The organism is Streptomyces stelliscabiei (assembly GCF_014873495.1).
Lineage (GTDB): Bacteria > Actinomycetota > Actinomycetes > Streptomycetales > Streptomycetaceae > Streptomyces > Streptomyces bottropensis.
This window is the reverse complement of sequence record NZ_JADBGF010000001.1, coordinates 6,541,422-6,558,019: the sequence shown is the minus strand read 5'-3', so window position 1 is coordinate 6,558,019 and position 16,598 is coordinate 6,541,422. Positions and strand designations below refer to the sequence as shown.

34 protein-coding genes are annotated in these 16,598 nt (G+C 72.9%); 33 read left to right on the top strand and 1 reads right to left on the bottom strand.

Annotation, left to right across the window (positions count from 1 at the left end):
- The first annotated feature begins 23 nt into the window (after nt 1-23).
- The 30 genes from H4687_RS29235 to H4687_RS29090 all read left to right on the top strand — a co-directional run bounded on the left by H4687_RS29235 (nt 24) and on the right by H4687_RS29090 (nt 15,062).
- The gene (locus tag H4687_RS29235) at nt 24-572 is read left to right on the top strand and encodes a hypothetical protein (RefSeq protein ID WP_159392237.1); all 549 of its coding nucleotides are present in this window, start codon (nt 24-26) and stop codon (nt 570-572) included.
- Nucleotides 569-844, top strand: coding sequence for a hypothetical protein (locus H4687_RS29230; protein WP_046916278.1), 276 nt, complete (start codon nt 569-571; stop codon nt 842-844). Before H4687_RS29235 ends, H4687_RS29230 begins: the two co-directional genes overlap by 4 nt.
- The gene (locus H4687_RS29225; RefSeq protein WP_046916279.1) at nt 841-1,488 is read left to right on the top strand and encodes a hypothetical protein; all 648 of its coding nucleotides are present in this window, start codon (nt 841-843) and stop codon (nt 1,486-1,488) included. Before H4687_RS29230 ends, H4687_RS29225 begins: the two co-directional genes overlap by 4 nt.
- Nucleotides 1,485-2,285: a hypothetical protein gene (locus H4687_RS29220; RefSeq protein WP_050399518.1), complete on the top strand. Its 801-nt coding sequence runs from the start codon at nt 1,485-1,487 to the stop codon at nt 2,283-2,285. Before H4687_RS29225 ends, H4687_RS29220 begins: the two co-directional genes overlap by 4 nt.
- Complete coding sequence (locus H4687_RS29215) at nt 2,285-2,767, top strand: hypothetical protein (RefSeq protein ID WP_050399517.1); 483 nt, start codon at nt 2,285-2,287, stop codon at nt 2,765-2,767. Before H4687_RS29220 ends, H4687_RS29215 begins: the two co-directional genes overlap by 1 nt.
- Nucleotides 2,768-2,799: 32 nt before the next feature.
- Nucleotides 2,800-2,991, top strand: coding sequence for a hypothetical protein (locus H4687_RS29210; protein WP_050399516.1), 192 nt, complete (start codon nt 2,800-2,802; stop codon nt 2,989-2,991).
- Nucleotides 2,988-3,500 carry a hypothetical protein gene (locus H4687_RS29205; protein ID WP_050399515.1) on the top strand — a complete coding sequence of 171 codons (513 nt, stop codon included), beginning with the start codon at nt 2,988-2,990 and terminating at the stop codon, nt 3,498-3,500. Before H4687_RS29210 ends, H4687_RS29205 begins: the two co-directional genes overlap by 4 nt.
- Nucleotides 3,497-3,712: a hypothetical protein gene (locus tag H4687_RS29200; RefSeq protein ID WP_050399514.1), complete on the top strand. Its 216-nt coding sequence runs from the start codon at nt 3,497-3,499 to the stop codon at nt 3,710-3,712. The genes H4687_RS29205 and H4687_RS29200 overlap by 4 nt, the downstream gene beginning before the upstream one ends.
- Entirely contained in the window at nt 3,709-3,969 is a 261-nt protein-coding gene (locus H4687_RS29195; RefSeq protein WP_050399513.1) for a hypothetical protein, read from the top strand. The genes H4687_RS29200 and H4687_RS29195 overlap by 4 nt, the downstream gene beginning before the upstream one ends.
- Nucleotides 3,970-4,052: 83 nt before the next feature.
- The gene (locus H4687_RS29190; RefSeq protein ID WP_050399512.1) at nt 4,053-4,895 is read left to right on the top strand and encodes a hypothetical protein; all 843 of its coding nucleotides are present in this window, start codon (nt 4,053-4,055) and stop codon (nt 4,893-4,895) included.
- Entirely contained in the window at nt 4,892-5,206 is a 315-nt protein-coding gene (locus tag H4687_RS29185) for a hypothetical protein (RefSeq protein ID WP_050399511.1), read from the top strand. The genes H4687_RS29190 and H4687_RS29185 overlap by 4 nt, the downstream gene beginning before the upstream one ends.
- On the top strand, nt 5,203-5,751 hold the full coding sequence (locus tag H4687_RS29180; protein WP_159026245.1) for a helix-turn-helix domain-containing protein: 549 nt from the start codon (nt 5,203-5,205) through the stop codon (nt 5,749-5,751). The genes H4687_RS29185 and H4687_RS29180 overlap by 4 nt, the downstream gene beginning before the upstream one ends.
- Before the next feature lie 101 nt (nt 5,752-5,852).
- Nucleotides 5,853-7,736, top strand: a complete 1,884-nt coding sequence (locus H4687_RS29175; protein ID WP_050399510.1) for a hypothetical protein — start codon at nt 5,853-5,855, stop codon at nt 7,734-7,736.
- Nucleotides 7,736-8,089, top strand: coding sequence for a hypothetical protein (locus tag H4687_RS29170; protein WP_046916422.1), 354 nt, complete (start codon nt 7,736-7,738; stop codon nt 8,087-8,089). Before H4687_RS29175 ends, H4687_RS29170 begins: the two co-directional genes overlap by 1 nt.
- A complete protein-coding gene (locus H4687_RS29165) occupies nt 8,086-8,685 on the top strand; it encodes a hypothetical protein (RefSeq protein ID WP_046916423.1) in 600 nt (199 codons plus the stop codon). The genes H4687_RS29170 and H4687_RS29165 overlap by 4 nt, the downstream gene beginning before the upstream one ends.
- Nucleotides 8,682-8,909, top strand: a complete 228-nt coding sequence (locus H4687_RS29160) for a hypothetical protein (protein WP_046916424.1) — start codon at nt 8,682-8,684, stop codon at nt 8,907-8,909. Before H4687_RS29165 ends, H4687_RS29160 begins: the two co-directional genes overlap by 4 nt.
- A complete protein-coding gene (locus tag H4687_RS29155; protein WP_046916425.1) occupies nt 8,906-9,178 on the top strand; it encodes a hypothetical protein in 273 nt (90 codons plus the stop codon). The genes H4687_RS29160 and H4687_RS29155 overlap by 4 nt, the downstream gene beginning before the upstream one ends.
- A complete protein-coding gene (locus H4687_RS29150; RefSeq protein WP_046916426.1) occupies nt 9,175-9,414 on the top strand; it encodes a hypothetical protein in 240 nt (79 codons plus the stop codon). The genes H4687_RS29155 and H4687_RS29150 overlap by 4 nt, the downstream gene beginning before the upstream one ends.
- On the top strand, nt 9,411-10,442 hold the full coding sequence (locus H4687_RS29145; RefSeq protein ID WP_050399509.1) for a hypothetical protein: 1,032 nt from the start codon (nt 9,411-9,413) through the stop codon (nt 10,440-10,442). The genes H4687_RS29150 and H4687_RS29145 overlap by 4 nt, the downstream gene beginning before the upstream one ends.
- 112 nt (nt 10,443-10,554) lie before the next feature.
- On the top strand, nt 10,555-11,112 hold the full coding sequence (locus tag H4687_RS29140; RefSeq protein WP_046916427.1) for a hypothetical protein: 558 nt from the start codon (nt 10,555-10,557) through the stop codon (nt 11,110-11,112).
- A complete protein-coding gene (locus tag H4687_RS29135; protein ID WP_046916428.1) occupies nt 11,109-11,312 on the top strand; it encodes a hypothetical protein in 204 nt (67 codons plus the stop codon). The genes H4687_RS29140 and H4687_RS29135 overlap by 4 nt, the downstream gene beginning before the upstream one ends.
- Entirely contained in the window at nt 11,309-11,692 is a 384-nt protein-coding gene (locus H4687_RS29130; RefSeq protein ID WP_050399508.1) for a hypothetical protein, read from the top strand. Before H4687_RS29135 ends, H4687_RS29130 begins: the two co-directional genes overlap by 4 nt.
- A complete protein-coding gene (locus H4687_RS29125; RefSeq protein ID WP_046916429.1) occupies nt 11,689-11,991 on the top strand; it encodes a hypothetical protein in 303 nt (100 codons plus the stop codon). Before H4687_RS29130 ends, H4687_RS29125 begins: the two co-directional genes overlap by 4 nt.
- Nucleotides 11,988-12,557, top strand: coding sequence for a hypothetical protein (locus H4687_RS29120; protein ID WP_046916430.1), 570 nt, complete (start codon nt 11,988-11,990; stop codon nt 12,555-12,557). Before H4687_RS29125 ends, H4687_RS29120 begins: the two co-directional genes overlap by 4 nt.
- Before the next feature lie 2 nt (nt 12,558-12,559).
- Nucleotides 12,560-13,225, top strand: coding sequence for a hypothetical protein (locus H4687_RS29115; RefSeq protein ID WP_046916431.1), 666 nt, complete (start codon nt 12,560-12,562; stop codon nt 13,223-13,225).
- A 3-nt stretch (nt 13,226-13,228) separates the two neighbouring features.
- The gene (locus tag H4687_RS29110; protein ID WP_046916432.1) at nt 13,229-13,453 is read left to right on the top strand and encodes a hypothetical protein; all 225 of its coding nucleotides are present in this window, start codon (nt 13,229-13,231) and stop codon (nt 13,451-13,453) included.
- A gap of 1 nt (nt 13,454) precedes the next feature.
- Entirely contained in the window at nt 13,455-13,940 is a 486-nt protein-coding gene (locus tag H4687_RS29105; protein WP_046916433.1) for a hypothetical protein, read from the top strand.
- Nucleotides 13,937-14,188 (top strand): hypothetical protein, encoded by a 252-nt coding sequence (locus tag H4687_RS29100; RefSeq protein WP_046916434.1) that lies wholly within the window; start codon nt 13,937-13,939, stop codon nt 14,186-14,188. The genes H4687_RS29105 and H4687_RS29100 overlap by 4 nt, the downstream gene beginning before the upstream one ends.
- Nucleotides 14,185-14,400, top strand: coding sequence for a hypothetical protein (locus H4687_RS29095; protein ID WP_046917889.1), 216 nt, complete (start codon nt 14,185-14,187; stop codon nt 14,398-14,400). The genes H4687_RS29100 and H4687_RS29095 overlap by 4 nt, the downstream gene beginning before the upstream one ends.
- On the top strand, nt 14,397-15,062 hold the full coding sequence (locus H4687_RS29090; RefSeq protein ID WP_046917888.1) for a hypothetical protein: 666 nt from the start codon (nt 14,397-14,399) through the stop codon (nt 15,060-15,062). Before H4687_RS29095 ends, H4687_RS29090 begins: the two co-directional genes overlap by 4 nt.
- Nucleotides 15,063-15,152: 90 nt before the next feature.
- On the opposite strand, the gene H4687_RS29085 is transcribed toward H4687_RS29090, so the two are convergent.
- Entirely contained in the window at nt 15,153-15,449 is a 297-nt protein-coding gene (locus H4687_RS29085; protein ID WP_233443317.1) for a hypothetical protein, read from the bottom strand.
- Between the two features lie 203 nt (nt 15,450-15,652).
- Here H4687_RS29085 and H4687_RS29080 point away from each other — a divergent pair, with 203 nt between their 5' ends.
- From H4687_RS29080 to H4687_RS29070, 3 genes are read left to right on the top strand one after another with little or no spacing between them, the layout of a single operon-like run.
- On the top strand, nt 15,653-16,000 hold the full coding sequence (locus H4687_RS29080; protein WP_050398152.1) for a hypothetical protein: 348 nt from the start codon (nt 15,653-15,655) through the stop codon (nt 15,998-16,000).
- Nucleotides 15,997-16,392, top strand: coding sequence for a hypothetical protein (locus H4687_RS29075; RefSeq protein WP_046917887.1), 396 nt, complete (start codon nt 15,997-15,999; stop codon nt 16,390-16,392). Before H4687_RS29080 ends, H4687_RS29075 begins: the two co-directional genes overlap by 4 nt.
- Nucleotides 16,389-16,559 (top strand): hypothetical protein, encoded by a 171-nt coding sequence (locus H4687_RS29070; RefSeq protein WP_159026230.1) that lies wholly within the window; start codon nt 16,389-16,391, stop codon nt 16,557-16,559. Before H4687_RS29075 ends, H4687_RS29070 begins: the two co-directional genes overlap by 4 nt.
- Nucleotides 16,560-16,598 lie beyond the last annotated feature (39 nt).

The window sequence follows — 16,598 nt, the reverse complement described above, 5'->3', positions numbered from 1 at the left end:
GCCAGCACCTGATCCACGGTGCCGTGTCCACCATCACCGCCCTCCGCGACCTGCCGCTGAACCACCAGCAGGTCGAGGTCCTGGCCGTGGACCTGACCCCGTTCCTCACAGCGATGCTCGCCGACACCGACGCCGAGCTGGCGGACCTCGTGCCCGTCGCCTACGCGCTCACCGAGCAGGCCGGGCCCGCCGACCGGACCGTCACCGAGTACGACGGCTGCACGTCGTCCATCCACCCCGAGGTGGAGGAGGACTCCCCGGCCGCGCTCCTCGCCCTCGAGCTGCGACGCCAGCCGGACGTCACCGCCACCGACGTCCCCACCCGCACCCACCTCACGCTGACCGTCCAGCCGCAGTCCCTCCACGGCTGGAGGTGGTGGCGCCGCAGGCTCGCCGTCGGCTCGATCCTCCGGCACGGCCACGTCGTCTCCGGCACCGGCCACTATGGCGAGATCACCGTCCAGCTCCGCGGCCCCAACGTCGGCGAACTCCTCGACGCGCAGGCCGTCGACCGGTCCGCGAAGAAGCTGCAGGGCTTCCTCGCCGAGAGCCCGGCCGGACACCCGTGGTGACCGGCAACGGACCGGCCTTATGGCTGGTCATCTCCGGATCCGCGATCGGCACCGGGCTGATCCTGTGGCTGCTCAAGCTGCTGATCGACGCCTCCTGCGACGCCGCCCCGGCCACCGAGCCGAAGCCCGCCCCGCCGGTCCCGGCCGCGCCGATCTGGCCGCCCTTCCCCGCCCCGCACGCCCACACCACCACGTGCACCGGCGAAACCCTCCACCTCACCACCGTCCAAGCCCACCGCGCCCGCCACGCCAAGCCGAGGACCGCCGCATGATCGAGAACGCCTACTTCGGGTGGGACGAACTCACCCACACCAGCACCTGCCCCAACCCGGCCTGGGACATCGACGTCCGCCACGACCTCGGCATCCGCCCCACGTCCGAGGCCACGGTCCGCCACGGATGCCCCGACCAGCACTGCGGCCACGAGGGCGGCCTCGACCGCGTCACCGTCCGCGTCATCTGCCGCTCCTGCGACACCGCGCACGTCATCACCGGCGAATCCCTCACCCGCACCGTCACCACCACCGCCGCCCTCGGCTACGGCCAGCCCCCGCGCGAGATGGCCGGCCTCTACCTGTGGCCCGGGCGCCCCGTCCTCCACGGCTACGGTCCCGGCCCCTCCGGCCTCGACGACCAGCCGCACGAGTACCTCGTCACCACCAGCCTCCTCGACCGGCTCACCCCCGAGGCCTGCGTGGGCGCCATCGGCCGCCACCACACCGCCGGCGGACGACTCCGCTGGTGGGCCGGAGCCATCCCCACCCCACCCCCGGCACGCCTGCGCCGTGAGCCCGGCGAGTACCGGCTCGCCTGGGCCCGCCGCACCAGCGACAACCGCACCGTCGACCAGGCCGCGGCCTGGGTCGCCAGTGTCATCGACCCCGCCCAGCAGCAGCCCCTGGTGGTAGCCGTATGAACCTCGTCGAACTGGCCCTCACCACCTACACCGAGGGCACCGCAGCCCAGGCCGAGCAGGACGCCGAGTACGCCGTCGAGGCGAAGCGGGAAATCGTGCGACTGGCGCGGGCCTGCGCCGGCAGCACGCTCTGCGCGGATGCCACCTCCCTCGACTGGCAGTACACCGCTGAAGGCCTGCCCGAGCAGGTGGAAGAGGCGCGCGCCTTCCTGGTGCCGGGTCTCCCCGAGTACCTGCGCTACCGCATCGACCACGAAGCCGAGAACGTGTCCTTCGACCTGGTCCGGCCGTGCGTGGCCTGCGGACACGACCGAATCGACAAGGTGAACAGCCTGTTCGACCTCGGCCTGATCCTCCACCAGGACGAGGAGCCGGCCCCGGCGGAGACCGCCGAGGCGGACGCCGTGCCGGGCCCGCTCGCCGCACTCGAGGCACTGCAGACCTGCACCGCCCGCATGGCCACGCTGGGCCGCCGCTTGACCGCTGAACACCCCGGCCTCACCATCACCGCCGCCTACACCTTCGGCCACGACGACGCCTCCAGCAACGGCAAGCTCCGCCTCAAGGCCGACACGATCGAGAGCCTCGAAGAGATCGCCCGCACCCTCGGCGTGGAAGTGACGGACCAGACCCGCGGCGGAACCAGCCCGCACGTCCTCGTCTTCCGTCACGTCAACGCCGCCACCGAGGTCGACGGCATCGAGGTCGAACTCCGCGCCACCCACCAGCTCACCGTGGACGAGGCAGCCACCTGGCGGGCCAAGCAGGACCAGTCCGCTCAGGCGGGTGACGCGTGATGGAGCAGCCCAGCCTCCGCGACCAGCTCGGCGAGGCGCTCATCGCCGCGGCCGCCGTGCCGCACACCATGCCCGTCGAGATCCTCGGCCAGGCCGGCACCCTGACCGACGCCGTCCTGCCCGTCGCCCAACGGGCAGCCGAGACTGCCGCCCGCACCGCCATCGAGCAGGCCGCCACTCTCTTCGAGGACCGCGGCCGGGCGCTCCTCGACGGTGGCCTCACCGACTGCGCCGAAGTCGCCAGGCTGCTGCGTGAGTTCGGCACGCTTCCCGCTGACACGGCGTTCCCCGTGCCCCGCACCGAGCGGTCGTACTGGCAGGACATCGCCGCCGCCCTCAACGCGGCCGTCGCCGCCGGTATGCCGATCGGCATCGACATCGACGGCACCGTCACTGATCACAACGCCTGGTCGGTGGTCTGGAACGCGCCCTTGGAGCAGTGGACGGTCTCCGGGTACGAGGCCGATGGCGGTGAGGGCTGATGGCTGCCCGTCCCCGTGCTCAGCGTCCTCGCATGGCCGAGACCGGCAAGGCCCAGCAGCAGGCCCGCCAGGTCTGGAACGGCGGACTCGTCGGCACATCCCGGCCCGGCGACCACGTCCCGCTGTTCCACACCTGCACGGCCCCCGGCTGCACCCGGTGCGCGGCCATCGACCGTGCCCGCGCCGACCTGCGCACCGGCGGCCACAGTGGCGGTGCCCGATGACGGCGCGCGCCGCGGTCATCGCCGCCGCCCTCCACCAGCCGAACCTCCGCCGCCCGTACGTCGGGCACGAGGTCCGGGCGGGTGTCGTGCAGCTGCTCGGCCGTAGCACGGACCCCGACTGGACGGCCACCATCCCGCAGCTGGCCGAGGCCATCGACAGCGCGCTGACGATCAGCGAGGAGAAGGACACCCCGGCCGGCGCCCAGCCGACCGGGGCGGCGTCCACTGCTCGCGCCCAGATCCTCACCACCCTGCAGGCCGCCGGCCACACCCCCAAGGCCGCCGCCGAACTGCTCGCCCAGGCCGACCGCGAACCCCACGACGTCGACCCCGACCCGGACTTCCGGGAAACCCTCGGCGGCGGCCACGCCCTGGTCGTCCAGTACGGCGACTGCGAACTCCACGGCACCTGCCAGTGCGGCAAGCGCTTCGGCACCACCACTCCGGACGCCAGCCTCGACACGTTCGTCGGCCCCTGGGAGCACCACACCAATACGGAGGTGCGGTGAGCAGCCTGCCGACCTGCCCCGTCCTTGACCTCCGGCCCGGCGACCAGGTCCGCCAGCCCACCGGGGACTGGTTCACCGTCGCCACCCGCCCCAAGGCCAACCCTCGCGGCTCCGTCCTCACCTGGTCCTACCTCGGCGGCAGCACCGGCCGAGCCGACTGGCTCGACCACATCCCCTGCCGCCCCGCCCACCGCGAAGGAGCACGGCCGTGACCCAGAGCGCCCAGATCGCCGCCGCCCTCCTCGGCCTGGCCGCCGCCATCGCCTTCGCGTCCGGCACCCCGCACCTGCGCAACCGCCGTACGGCCGGCGCCTACACCGGCTTCCACACCGATGACCCGGCGGCCCCGCCCGCCGAGTGCGAGGGCACCTGCCCAGGGGCCACCGAGCACGAGGACGACGGCGACGGAACCGCCACCTGCCCCGGCTGCGGCACCCCCCGCCAGCGCCCCGCCCCGGATGCGGCCTGACCCGCCCCCATACCGCCGGTCGGGCGGGACGTGACCTGACACCTCGTCCCACCCGACCGGCCCCAAGCCCTGAACGGAGCCTCATGACCGAGCAGTTCGTAGTCCTCGCCCTGCCGGTGCGGGACGTACGACTCGGTGACATCACCGACCACCTCGGCGGACGCATGCGGGTACGGGAGATCGTCCAGCGCACCGGCCAGTGGGACCTGGCCGGAGACCCGCCCGAGGCCCTCTCCGCCTACACCCCACCGCACCCGCCGACGGCCCGCCGTACTGATTACCCGCGCGACGTGGTCCGGGTGTGGCGCACCCTCGACGCGATCGGCCCGGTCCGCGGCCACGGGCGGAAGATCACTCACGCGGACATGGTGGTCCGCGGCTGGTACCGCTTCTACAGCTCCCACACCGCTGGCTGTTCCTGCGGCTGGCGCGATGAGACCACGCACACCTACAGCTCGCTCGCCGAGACCGCGTGGCTGAACCACAAGGCCGCGGCGCTGACCGCCGCCGCGTACCAGGCGCAGCCCGCGCTGCGCCTGGTGACCGAACTGCAGGAAGCCAACACCAGCCTGGCACCGGTCCCGTGGACCTTCGGGCCGGTCTACAACGGTCCGGCCGCGGGCGGCGGCATGGCGAAGGGACGCCTGGACGGGCTGCCCGTCGACCAGGCCCGCGCCGCGATGGCCGGATGGGCCGGCGTGCTGGGCGCGGAGGAAGTCCAGGAGTTCCGGTACCCGGCGCGCCAGGGGCCGCGCGGGTGGAGGCCGCCGCGCACGGAGCTGACGCTGTCGGCGGACGGCGGCGACCGCGCCCTGGTCGAGCTGGCCGCGTACATCGAGGAGCCCGGCACTGGGCCGGAGTCCGGTGCCGCCGTGCCCTGGGAGCCCGACGCCGACCGCGACCCCGCCAAGGACGCCGAGGGGTGAGCGAGGACCGTCCCGGCCCGGAGTGCCGGCACTGGATCGGATCCGAGCGCCGTCACTGCCGGGCCGTGGACGGCATCCGCCCCTACATCCAAGGCCTCCGCTGCCCCCTCCACACCCCCAACGCCCTCGCCGGGAAACCCGAACCCCCGCCCGGATACGGCCGCCCGCCCAGCGAACTCCCCCTCAGCCCGCAGTCCGCCTCCGCGCTCGCCGACGACCGCGCGATCGCGTCCGGCAAACGCCGCTCCACCCCCGCCGCCTACCGAGCCGCCCAGGAGGCGGTCGACCACCGGAAGGACCTGAACCTATGACTTGCCCGACCACTCCGCGCCCGTCGCCCGCCACCATGGGCCCCCGCCGCACCCCGCCCAAGCCCACCACTCCGGCCCCCGCCGCGGCCCCGAGCCTGCCGCCCGCGGCGGACACGCAGCCCGCTCGGACCCCGGCTGAATCCATCGCCCCGGGTCAGCTGAAGGGCGACGAGAACCTGCGCAGCCTCTTCCCTCGCGCCCTGCGCATGAGCCGCATGCACCCTGAGGCCCGCCTCGTCGCGCTCACCCTCCTCGGCTACGCCCATTACAAATCCGGCCTGGTCAACAGCCGCAACCGTCCCGACATCGAGCAGCTGGCCGAGGACACCGGCCTCACGACCGGTCAGGTCCAGGTGCAGCTGCACGTCCTGACCCAGCGCGGCTGGCTCTACACCCGCCTCCTCACCCGGGGCTCGTACAACGGCCAGCCCGGACTGTTCCTCGCCATCCCCTCCTTCCTCCTCGAGCCGGCCCGCGCCGAACGCGCCGCATACGCCGCCGAACGCGCCCAGTACATCGCCCACGCCACCGGCGGTGACCAGTGAGCCGCCCCCGTCGGCGGGCATACCGCGCCCTGCTCCTCCTGGGCGCCGCTCTCACCACGGCCGAGCTGGTCCTGACCGCCTGCACCGGCCGCGCCTGACCGATGACCGCTGCCCGTGCCACCGCCGCCGAGCCCCGCCACATCCGTGGCGGGGCCGGTGGCGTGGCCCGGGTCAGGCCCCGCCGCCCGCAGCGCCGCGCCGTCCAGACCGTCGAGATCCCCGAGCGCATCTACCGCGGCCCCCACTACTCCGACGCGTTCATCAAGGCGTGGGCCAAGATGGCCGCCCTCGACGTCGACACCAACCCCGAGCACTGCAACGCCCACGTCACCGAGATGGCCCGCTTCTGCGGCCTGTCCCTGCGCGACTTCCAGCGCGCTCTCACCGAGGGCCGGCACCCGGGCCCGGACGGCGGGCTGCCGGAGTTCTCCACCCGCCGCATGACCCGCAAGTCCGGCAAGGGGCGCACCGCGATCCGTCAGGTCCGGTCCGTCGTCGACGCCGAGCGGTACGTCACGGTCGCCGTGGCGATGTGCGACGCCCTCGAGCCGCGCCGCCTGCGTGCCGCGCTGCTGATGGCGCACACCGCCAAGTACAGCCCGGGCTATCAGCCCACCGCCGCCGAGCTGGCGGGCGAACTGTTCCACCACCACGGCAAGACCCCGGGCAAGCCCCTGTCCGAGCGGACCGCGCGCCGCATCATCCACGACCTGGAGGCCACCGGCTGGGTCAGCGTCGGCCACCGCACCGGCCACCAGGGCCGCCACACCGTGGCCGTGAACTCCCACCCGATCCTCGCCGAGCAGCTCGCCCTCGACCTCGACACCCCCGTGACCGCGGTGGACGTCGAGGCCCCGGCCGCGTCAGGCCAGCACGGTGAGGCGAGTGCGGACAACCATGGCGGATCCGGTCCGGCCACCGATGGCGGATCCCTCGCGATCAAGGAATACACCGGGGTTCCCACTGACGTTGTTGCTGCGCCCCAGGAGGATGGTGGTTCCCGCCGTAGGCGAGTGACCGTAGGTAAGCCCCCGGTCGACGCGAGCGAGTTGACCGACGGCACGTTCGGGCCCGGCGTCTCTCGCGCTCCGCGCGGCACCCGCCCCACCCAGCAGCCGTCGACCGGACAGGCGTACAGCGGACCGGAGTTGCGCTGGACCGAGCGCATCCACGTCAGCCTTGCCCCCGTCCGCCACCTCCTGCAGCAGCCGGACACCAACCGCTTCCTGCTGCGGAAGGTAGCCCGCGAGATCGGCCGCCAGCTCGACCAGGGCGCCACCACGCTGATGACGCCGGAGCGGATGGCCGCCCGGATCGCCACCCGCTACCGCGACGCCGGACCCATCCGCGACATCGCCGCCTGGCTCCTCGCCGTCGGCGTCGTCCACCGCGGCTGCGGCCAGCCGCTGTGCGAGGACGGCCGACTCTGGCCGACCGGCGCCACGTGCGAGTCCTGCACGGTCAACCGGCAGGCGACCAGCGAGCACTGGCGGCGCGCCCGCGAGCTGAACGACCGGCTCGCCGAGCTCCGCGCTCACCGCCAGGCCGAGGGCGAGCAGCTGCCCGCGAAGGCCACGTACCGGCAGCGCGCGGCGGCCAGCGACGCCGACGTCCTGGCCGTCGCCGCCACCCACGGACCGGCGGCCGCGCTGCACCGCTACGGCGTACTGCGCGCGGCCCCGCTTCTGCGCGACCAGTACGGCCACCTCCCCGCAGCCGTCGGCGCCACCCCGCCCCGGCCCCCTCAACCCCGTCCGTGTGCCCGCCCGTTGGAGGAGGCGCCCATGCCCGACCGCGGCTACATGCCCGACCAGATCCGAGCCCAGCTCGGCCGGACCACGACCACCGGGGCGCTCGCCATCGCCTGCCCCCAGGAGGGCTGCGTCGCCCAGGAGGGCCAGCCCTGCACCAGCAAGGCCGGCCGCCGCCGCGCCCCACACGACGCCCGCACCGCCGCCGCCGAGCAGCGCGGAGAGGAGACCTGATGCCGACCACACCGCACCCCACCCGAGGCACCACCCCATGCAACCGGTGCGGCGCTCTCATCCGCTGGGCCAGCGGCCCCCGGCCCGGTGAGCGCACCCCGATCAACGCGCTGCCGTCCCCGGCCGGCGGACTCGCCGCCCGCACCACCGGCCTCGGCGGCCTGGTCGTCCGCGAGTTCACCCGCGAGGAGCCCGACTGCGTCCCCGCCCTCCTGGAATGGAAGGCCGTCAGCCACTTCTCCAGCTGCGCCCCCAGCAGCCCGCAGCCGCCCACCCAGACCTCCCGCCCCGCGCGGCGTAGGCCCACCGTGCAGGCCCCGCTCTGGGGACAGCCGCAGAGGGGACTGCGATGAGGAAAGAACACCCCCGCGCCGACGTCGCCGAACTGCTGTACCAGGGGGCGACGTACGACACCGTCATGCGGCAGCTCGGTGTGTCCGCTCACGTCGTCTCGGCCACCCGCAAGGCCTACAAGATCCCGCTGCCCGTCGGGCCCGGCTACCGGTACACGCCGGAGGACAAGGCCCGCCTCGAGCAGCAGGTCGCCGTCCTGCTCCTGCAGGGCGCCACCTGCGCCGAGATCACCGCTGAGGTGGGGCTCAGCGCACCGACGATCCGGCTCATCCGGCTGGACTGGAACATCCCGAAGGCCGTTCGGCCGAACCCCTCCCGCACGGTCGCCCAGACCCTCGCCCTCTACACCGAGACCTACGGCCAGGGCCACGTCCGTTGGACCGGCCCCTACTGCGGCCGTATGCCCCAGCTGTTCGCCGAGGGCCGCAGCCACAACGCCCGCCGCGTGGCCTTCACCGCACACCACGGGCGTGCCCCGGTCGGCTACACGCTGTCCGACTGCCGTGAGCCGGGCTGTATGGCCGGCCCTCACCTCACCGACGAGCCGATGCGCTCCACCAGGCGCAGCCTCCCGGCGGCTGGGGGTGGAGCGTGAACACGGCCGAGACGCACGAGATGCCCGCGGAGGACACCCCGACAGGGCAGTTCGGCGGAGCCCGCCCGGCACTGCCCGCCCACATCACGCCCTGCAGCGCAGACGAGCAGGCCGCCCATCTGGCCGACCTCAGCGACGCCCTGTCCGGGTTCGTCGTCGGCGCTGCCATCCGCCGCCATGCCAAGACACCGCCCCGCCCGGGACCGCGAGGTGAGGCGGCATGACCATCCAGCTCCCGTTCTTCGTGGACTGCCCGTACGGCGGCTGCGAGGACGGCTACTGCGCCTGTCTCGAACGCGACCTGGACGACCTGGACGACCTCGAGGTCTGCGGCGAGTACGACCCCGAGGACGCCGAGCTGCTCGAGGCCCTGCAGAACGGGGCCCAGGTGATCACCGTGCGCGGCCGCACCCGCCTCGTCGAAACCGTCCCGATCCCGATCGACAACTACCCGCCCCAGCCCGCACCGGACCCGCTCGGAGCCATCCCATGAGAGATCCCGTCGAGTGCCAGGCCTGCCACAAGCCCATCCGCTCCAAGGCCTCCATGGGCCGGCGGATCGGGGGCCGCTGCTGGCGCAAGCTCCGCCCCGACCAGCGCGCAGTGATGCGGGCCCTGCTCGGCCGGACCGTCCGGCCCAGCGCGGCCGCCGTACGCCGCGCGCTCAACCAGCCCCCGCCGTCCACGGACGGCCAGCTCCCCCTGGAAGAGCAGGAGAACACCCCTTGAGCAGCACTGACGAGAGCAGCGCCGAGGCACGGATGGTTGTGGTGGACGGCCGCGAGGCTATCGCGTACGTCATCCTCCGCCCGGGCCCCAAGCAGGGCACCGTGCTCCTGGAAGCGGCGGCCACGGAAGGCACCGACCAGCACCAGGTCGCGCAGGCCCTGCGTCACATCTCGGACCAGTGGGCGCCGCGCCCCGGCCTGCAGGGTGTCCTCAGCGAGATCGCGGTCCGGCGGGGCCGCCAGCGCACCGCGTTCGGCGGCGACGAACACCGCCTGCCGGACGGCACCGGCCAGCACCCCGAGACCATCGACGCCGACGTGGCCCAGATGGCGCGCGACCAGGCCGCCGAGTTCGGCCACCTGGACTGGCTCCACGTCGTACGCGCCGCCGCAGCCGGGGTGTTCGCCGAGTGCAGGCATCCCGACCTGCGGGCCGCGCTCGTCGACCTGGCCGCGTACGCGACCGGATGGATCCAGGCCCTCGACCACCGCGCCGACACCCAACCCGCCGCCGCTGACCACACCGCCGAAAGCGTGTCGGCCGCTGCGCCTGTCCACCGCCACAGCGGACCGGCCGGGCAAGGAGACCCGACCGCCCGCGTCTGCCGACACCCCCTGCGCGTGCCTGCGCATGCCCCGGAGTGGCTCAGCTGCGACATCCACCGCGCCGGCTTCTCCCACAAGGAGGACTGCCCCGGTCACGGCACCCCGGACTGCATCGCCCAGTGCGCCGGCGGCGAGCCGACTGGTGAGCAGCTCCTCGGCCTGGCCGTGGAACTCCTCGACACCGCCCCGCGTGTGGGGGATCTGCTGACCCCGGGCGGCGCCATCCCGCCCACCGTCGCACGCGCCCTGAGCCGGTGGCTGACCGAACAGATCAAGTGGCGCGCGGCCACCACACGCGCGGCCGCGCAGATCTGGGGCAGCTGCGACCACCCCGACGCCGTCGAGTGGCTGGCCACGGGGCCCGGTCGGCCCTCCGCAGCGGCCATCGAACTGGCCCGCGAACTCCTCGGGAGGACCACGTGATCTCCCTGGCCATCAGCGGCGCCGAGGACGTCGGCGCCGCCTGCCCGCTCACCTTCCTGATCGCCGCCCTCTCCATCGCCTACCTCACCCGCCGTGACCGCCGGAGGAACCGATGAACAAGATCCCGACGCTCTTCGTCCGCAACCCCGACGACCGCCGCCACGTCCTGCCCGAAGTCACACCCGGCTGCGAGTGGGTCCTCGAAGGCCACGGCCTTGCTACCCGCAAGTACGACGGCACGTGCATCCTCCTCGACGACTCCGGCGCCTGGTGGGCGCGCCGCGAGGTCAAGCCCGGCAAGAGCACCCCGCCCGGATACCAGGCCGTCCAGCACGACCAGAGGACAGGCAAGACCGTCGGCTGGGAGCCCGCCGGGCAGTCGTCGTTCATCAAGTACCTCGCCGAGGCCCGCGAGATCCGAAGCCAGTGGCCGAGCGGTACGTACGAACTGTGCGGGCCGAAGATCAACGGCAACCCGGAAGGGCTGGAGCGGCACACGCTCATCCGGCACGCGACCGCCGAGCGCGTCGAATTCGACGACCGGACGTACGACGAGATCTCCGACTTCCTGCGCCGGCACAGGTGGGAAGGCCTCGTCTTCCACCACCCCGACGGCCCCATGGCCAAGATCAAGACCCGCGACTTCGCATTCCTGGAGCCGCGCCGATGAACACACCCAAGTGCCCCGGCTGCACCGCCGGCCGCCGCAACCACGGCCAGTACCTGTGCCGCGCCTGCTGGCGCGCCCTGCCCGCCTCCACTCGCGGACGCCTCGGCCGCCGCGACGCCCGCGCCTTCCTCCGCCTCCGTCAACTCCACCAGGCGCTCGCCGCCAACACCCCCATCGCCATCATCCGGGTCAGCCCATGACCACCCGCATGTACGCCCACGCCAGCGCGGCCGCCGCCGCGCTCCTCACCGCCGGGGCCTTGGGTACCGCCCTCCACACCTGGTGGCTGGGCCTCTTCGGCCTCTTCACCGCATACCTCTTCGGCGCCCTCTCCCGCCGCTGCTACACCCAGGCCCGGCGCGAGCAGGCCGTACAGCAGCGACTGGAGCGACTCAACGACGAGACCTCCCCCGTCGAACTACCGCCTCCCTGCTGCTCGTTCTGGCGACACACGGACGGCGAGGTCCATGGCCCCGACTGCACCCGGCCGACCGCAGCACGCACCACCCTCACCACCGCCGAGGAGCACGCCTTCGCCGCACTCTCGGCCGCCTTCCACCGGCCCGGGGGTCCGGCATGACAGCCCACCCCATCGACGAGAACGCCGGGCACTGGTGGCTGACCTGCGGCAAGTGGCGGCGCCTCCACGCCATCGCCGGACCCGCCATCACCCCCGAGCAGCTACGCACGGCCATCGACGAGGGCCAGCTGGTTCCCGCGCGCGCCGCCTGCAGACTCCGCCGCGGCTGGGAGCTGCCCGGCCTCTTTTCCCGCCTCGGCCGCCGCCGCTGCACCCCCTGCTGCCAGGCCCTCAGCATCCCCACCGGCTACGGCACACCCGTCAACGAAGCATCACTCAAGGAGGACCAGGCCGCATGAGCGAACGACAGGACACACGCTGGAACGGCGAGCCCTGCCAGGCCCGCCGCGTCACCGCGATCGTCGCCGACAACGGCGTCTTCCCCCAGTACTGGGCCCGCCATCTCGTCGGCACACGCCGCGACGTCGTCGAGGTCACGTACGGGGACCAGACGTTCTACATCGACAACGAGGACGGCTCCGGCTGGAACAAGGTCACCCACGGCGGCGCACCCCGCTGGGGACACAGCAACCTGACCATCGACCCGGACAGCGTCCAGCCCCGCATCGACCCCGACCGGCCATGCACGCATGAGGACTTCGACGCCTTCGTCGGCGTCGCCCGCATCGCCGCAGGCGACAACGACCCCACCGTGATTGGCTACACGGCCGAGATCAGGGTCAACTGCCGGCACTGCGGCGAGCCCTTCCGCTGGACTGGCGTCCCGGCCGGCCTCTCACCCCGTCAGCCCATGTGCAGCGTCGACGAGACCGAACTCCGCGCCCCACTCCGCCCGGCCTCCGCCGACCCGGACTTCGGCCTCGGCCTGCCCGGCTTCTCCGTCAACTACCGCAAGGACGGCTGACCGTGCTGCAGCACACCGTGCCCGCTGTCGTCGACACCCGTATCTGGAACGGCACCGACGACCCCAACCTCATCAAGTGGCTGGGAGAGGACACCCACCGCTTCGACGGCCACCAGCTCGTCCTGCAGACATCCGACGGCGACGTCTACCCCGAGCCCGGATGGACCCTCCTCCGCTGGCCCGACGGCGACCTGACCGCCATGTCCACCCGCGCAGCCGCCAAACGCCTCACCCCCACCACCGCGGCTCCCAGCCGCGTGCAAGAGGAGTGGATCGCGAAGTACGGCAACCGCCCGGCCGGAACGGCACACGACGTCGAGGTGCTCCGCCCGCCACACGACGAGATCGAGACGCCTGGGCTCCGCGAACAGATCGCCGACCCCGTCCGCCGCATCCTCCTGCAGTGGCCGGAGCACAACCTCACCGTCGAACACGACCAGGTGGTCAACGACATCACGGCCGCCGTGCTCGCCGCGGTCCTCCCCGCCGCCCGCATCACCGCCACGCTCGGCCGCATGTCCGACGCCGACGTACAACGCGTCATCGCCCTGTACGAGCACTGGGTCAAGGCCGGGCCACCGCCCCTCGGCACGCTCATCAACCGCTGGTGGGACCACCGCCTCGCCGAGCTGCACGCCGCCCTCCTCAACCCGTCCACGAAGGACTAACCCATGGCCCAGGCCCAGATCACCGACGACCCTCGCGACTCCCCTCACTGCTGGTCCCAGGCAGAGGTCTGCACCCCAGACGCCGTCATCCACGACGTCGCATGCGGCCGGGGCCGGCACTGGTGGGGCAAACACCGCAACAGGCACGTCCGGTGGGCCTGTCCGCGTCGCTGCTCCTGCATCCGCCACGCCCGCAAGCGCGCCAAACAGACCACCGGGGAGGCCTGACATGGGACTGGAATTCGGAGAGTTCACGCACGTCTGGCTCGCCCGTGAAGACGGCGGATGGGAGCCGGTGGAGGGCGTCACCCGCGTCGAACTGGAGGAGGACAGCCCGCCCGAGGAACTCTCGACGCACTTCCAGGACTTCATCGAGCGCCTCGTCGCAGCCGCCTACGCCGAGGAGGCCGCCCGCCGCTACCAGGAGTCCCTGGCCCAGTTCCTCGACGGCTTCGACACCTGGGAACCCCGCGGGCTGCTCGCGTCGCTCACCGAGCCTTACAGGCCGACGCCGATCGAGCGCGCCCTGGAGATCCTCGGGCCGCACCTCGCCCGCGAGCCGCTCTACCAGCCCAAGGTGCGGATGGGCCACTGGCTCCCCGACGTCACGCAGGCCCCTGCCCCTATGTCCGAGCAGCCGCCGCCGGTTCTCACGTCCGACGACCGGCCGGCCTGGCAGTCGCCGTACGGCCCGCCGTCGAGGAGGCCCCGATGAAGCTCTACTTCTTCCGCACGGACCCGGTGCAGGAGATCGCCGCCGAACCGAACACGCTCGCCCAGCTGGAGGACATCCTCCGGCCCAAGGCAGTTGAGCCCCGCGCGGCTCCCGAACTCCTCTCCGCGTGGAGCGCTTTCTCCCTCCCGCTTGTGCGGGACGAGTCGATCCGCCCAGGCGTCATCCACGCCCGACCGACCTCCGCCCCACCGGACGCCTCGCACGAGACCCCACCCGCCGCCCCGTGACCGAGTCCCGGCCGTTCCGTCTGCACCTGCCCCACCAGGTGCTGGACGGCTTCGAGACGGCCGACGGCTGGGCCGTCGCGATCGACGACCCCGAGTACGGGCTGACCTCGGCCGCCCCCACCACCGCAGACCTCATCCGCGGCTACGGAGGCGGCCACATCGAGTGGCCCGACGACCCCACGCACCATCTGCAGGAAGGGGAGCACGCATGATCTGCACCCTGTGCAAGGCAACCCAGCAGTACGAAGGCCTCTGCCCCACATGCACTATCGACACCCTGGACCACATCACCGCCATGCCCCACCTCTGGGCGGCACTGGAGGACTGGCTCGTCCCCGGCGTACGCGGCGGCGCCCAGTACGGCGGCCGCGTACGCATGGCCGAGGCGCCGCTGCCCCTGGACGAGGAGGCCCTCACCCTCCGCGCCGCCGGAGGAATCGCCGGCGTCCTCGAGGACTGGCACGACGCCATCCGCGAAGCCCGCCACCAGACCGTTCCCCCGCGCGCCGGGTCCCTCGCGCACCGGGTCAGGGACGCGTCCGTAGGCCTGGCCGGCCACATCCACTTCATCGCCCAGTGGGAGCAGGGCGCGCAACTCGCGCGGGAGGTACGCCAGCTGGTCGCCCGTATCCGGCGTGTCACCGAGCCCGGCCACGAACTCGACGAGCCGAAGCCGCCCCTGCTTCTCGGGTACTGCGTGGCCGTCGACTCCTCCGGCGTGGTCTGCGGCTCCCGGATCTACGCCGACATCCGGCGGGCCGTGCAGTGCGGCTGGTGCCTGAGCCTGTACCCGCCGGACCGGTGGCTCGAGCTGCGGCGCCTCCAGCCCGGCAACCAGGCCACGGCCGACGACCTGCAGTCGGCGGCCGCCTGACGTGCCCCGCCACCACGGCGTAGCGTGTGCCCCGGACACGCGAGAGCCCCGCCACCCCAACTCGACTGGGGTGGCGGGGCTTCGCGCGTTCTACGCCTCGGCGGCGTCGTCCTTCTTCGGCCGCTTTGAACCTCGCAGCCCCTTGGCGATCTGCTGTGCCCGGGTCGCGTGCACGCCCAGGACGTCACCGATCTGCTGCCAGGTCATCCCCGAGTCCTTCATCCGCTGGACCCTCGCCTGGCGCAGCTCCCGCAGGCGCGCGTGGTGGTCCGGCCAGGTATCGAGCACCTGCGTGACCGCCTTGGCGCACGCCTCGTCGTCCTGCATCTGCTCCAGACGCTCGATCGCCTCCAAGAGTCGACGCACCTCCTCGACCTGCTCGTCCACTGACGCTCCCTCCGTGCCGTGGAGCGCGACAACCCCGACTCTAGACCCTAGGGTCTTGCACTGCATAGACCCTAGGGTCTACGGTGCTGAGGCGGGGACACCGCGACCGGTTTCCCTGCAACGCACAACGGCCCCGTCCCGCTGAGTTGGCGCTCCGGGACGGGGCCAGGCCCACCTCAACCATCACGAAAAGGCAGGCCCTGATGGCCAACCGTACCGACCAGCCCGCCCCGCAGCCCAGCCCCGTCGACGTAGCCCTCCACGTCCTCCTCAACCAGCCCTCCTACGCCGCGCAGATGCTCATCACCACCGCGCGCCTCCTCGAGATGGAACCCGGCCACCCGCTGACCGGCTTGGACCTCGAGCGCGCCATCGACATCGCCGCCGACACCATCCTCCGCCCGCTCCCCGACGTCGTCGCCGAGGACAGCATCAGCCGCATGTACCGCGCCCTGCCCGACCGGCCGACCTCGGTCACGCGCGGCGAGTACGCCCCGCACCTGCGCCTCGCCGCGATCGCCCTGGACACGGTCAGGGGCGAGCAGCGATGAGCCAGACTCCCGCCCGTCACCTGGACCAGGCCGCCGAGCAGATCCGCGCCTTCAACCACGCCTCCCGCTCCGCTGGCGACGACTGGAAGTACCCCAGCGACGCCTACACCGCGATCGGGAACCTCTCGTTCCTGATCGGAATGCTCGGCCAGGCCATCGAACAGTCCACCGGCCCGGTGATGCGCGCCTACGAGCGCGGCCGCGTCCGCATCGACAACGGCGGTGACCCGGACCAGAAGGTCAGCGAGCTGGTCCAGGCCCGCAAGGACGCCATGCGCGCCGCCGCCGCACTGACCGCGGCCGTCCAGCGCATGCACAACGCCTCCTCGCCCATGGGCATGGACACCACCGGCCTGCCCGGCTGCGACGACGAGGACGGTGACCAGCCGTGAGCAAGCCCACCACCCACGACGCCCAGGCCACCGCACCCAGCCTCCTCGAGCAGTGCGCCGACGACTACGCCCGCGCTCAGCAGCAGCGCACCGCGAACGAGGCCGAGGCCCGCAGCCAGCTCGCCCTCGCCCGCGCCCATGCGAGCGAAGCCGCGGCCGCCCGATGAGCAACACCACCTGACCCACCTGACCGCCGCGCCCCGGTA

Bases quoted from the DNA above. Each gene is read 5' to 3' on its own strand.
- H4687_RS29100 (WP_046916434.1), top strand. From the start codon at position 13,937: ATGAAGCTCTACTTCTTCCGCACGGACCCGGTGCAGGAGATCGCCGCC.
- H4687_RS29190 (WP_050399512.1), top strand. From the start codon at position 4,053: ATGACCGAGCAGTTCGTAGTCCTCGCCCTGCCGGTGCGGGACGTACGA.
- H4687_RS29205 (WP_050399515.1), top strand. From the start codon at position 2,988: ATGACGGCGCGCGCCGCGGTCATCGCCGCCGCCCTCCACCAGCCGAAC.
- H4687_RS29080 (WP_050398152.1), top strand. From the start codon at position 15,653: ATGGCCAACCGTACCGACCAGCCCGCCCCGCAGCCCAGCCCCGTCGAC.
- H4687_RS29225 (WP_046916279.1), top strand. From the start codon at position 841: ATGATCGAGAACGCCTACTTCGGGTGGGACGAACTCACCCACACCAGC.
- H4687_RS29135 (WP_046916428.1), top strand. From the start codon at position 11,109: ATGAACACACCCAAGTGCCCCGGCTGCACCGCCGGCCGCCGCAACCAC.
- H4687_RS29130 (WP_050399508.1), top strand. From the start codon at position 11,309: ATGACCACCCGCATGTACGCCCACGCCAGCGCGGCCGCCGCCGCGCTC.
- H4687_RS29150 (WP_046916426.1), top strand. From the start codon at position 9,175: ATGAGAGATCCCGTCGAGTGCCAGGCCTGCCACAAGCCCATCCGCTCC.
- H4687_RS29140 (WP_046916427.1), top strand. From the start codon at position 10,555: ATGAACAAGATCCCGACGCTCTTCGTCCGCAACCCCGACGACCGCCGC.
- H4687_RS29105 (WP_046916433.1), top strand. From the start codon at position 13,455: ATGGGACTGGAATTCGGAGAGTTCACGCACGTCTGGCTCGCCCGTGAA.
- H4687_RS29180 (WP_159026245.1), top strand. From the start codon at position 5,203: ATGACTTGCCCGACCACTCCGCGCCCGTCGCCCGCCACCATGGGCCCC.
- H4687_RS29155 (WP_046916425.1), top strand. From the start codon at position 8,906: ATGACCATCCAGCTCCCGTTCTTCGTGGACTGCCCGTACGGCGGCTGC.
- H4687_RS29120 (WP_046916430.1), top strand. From the start codon at position 11,988: ATGAGCGAACGACAGGACACACGCTGGAACGGCGAGCCCTGCCAGGCC.
- H4687_RS29165 (WP_046916423.1), top strand. From the start codon at position 8,086: ATGAGGAAAGAACACCCCCGCGCCGACGTCGCCGAACTGCTGTACCAG.
- H4687_RS29170 (WP_046916422.1), top strand. From the start codon at position 7,736: ATGCCGACCACACCGCACCCCACCCGAGGCACCACCCCATGCAACCGG.
- H4687_RS29110 (WP_046916432.1), top strand. From the start codon at position 13,229: ATGGCCCAGGCCCAGATCACCGACGACCCTCGCGACTCCCCTCACTGC.
- H4687_RS29215 (WP_050399517.1), top strand. From the start codon at position 2,285: ATGGAGCAGCCCAGCCTCCGCGACCAGCTCGGCGAGGCGCTCATCGCC.
- H4687_RS29210 (WP_050399516.1), top strand. From the start codon at position 2,800: ATGGCCGAGACCGGCAAGGCCCAGCAGCAGGCCCGCCAGGTCTGGAAC.
- H4687_RS29220 (WP_050399518.1), top strand. From the start codon at position 1,485: ATGAACCTCGTCGAACTGGCCCTCACCACCTACACCGAGGGCACCGCA.
- H4687_RS29090 (WP_046917888.1), top strand. From the start codon at position 14,397: ATGATCTGCACCCTGTGCAAGGCAACCCAGCAGTACGAAGGCCTCTGC.
- H4687_RS29075 (WP_046917887.1), top strand. From the start codon at position 15,997: ATGAGCCAGACTCCCGCCCGTCACCTGGACCAGGCCGCCGAGCAGATC.
- H4687_RS29125 (WP_046916429.1), top strand. From the start codon at position 11,689: ATGACAGCCCACCCCATCGACGAGAACGCCGGGCACTGGTGGCTGACC.
- H4687_RS29175 (WP_050399510.1), top strand. From the start codon at position 5,853: ATGACCGCTGCCCGTGCCACCGCCGCCGAGCCCCGCCACATCCGTGGC.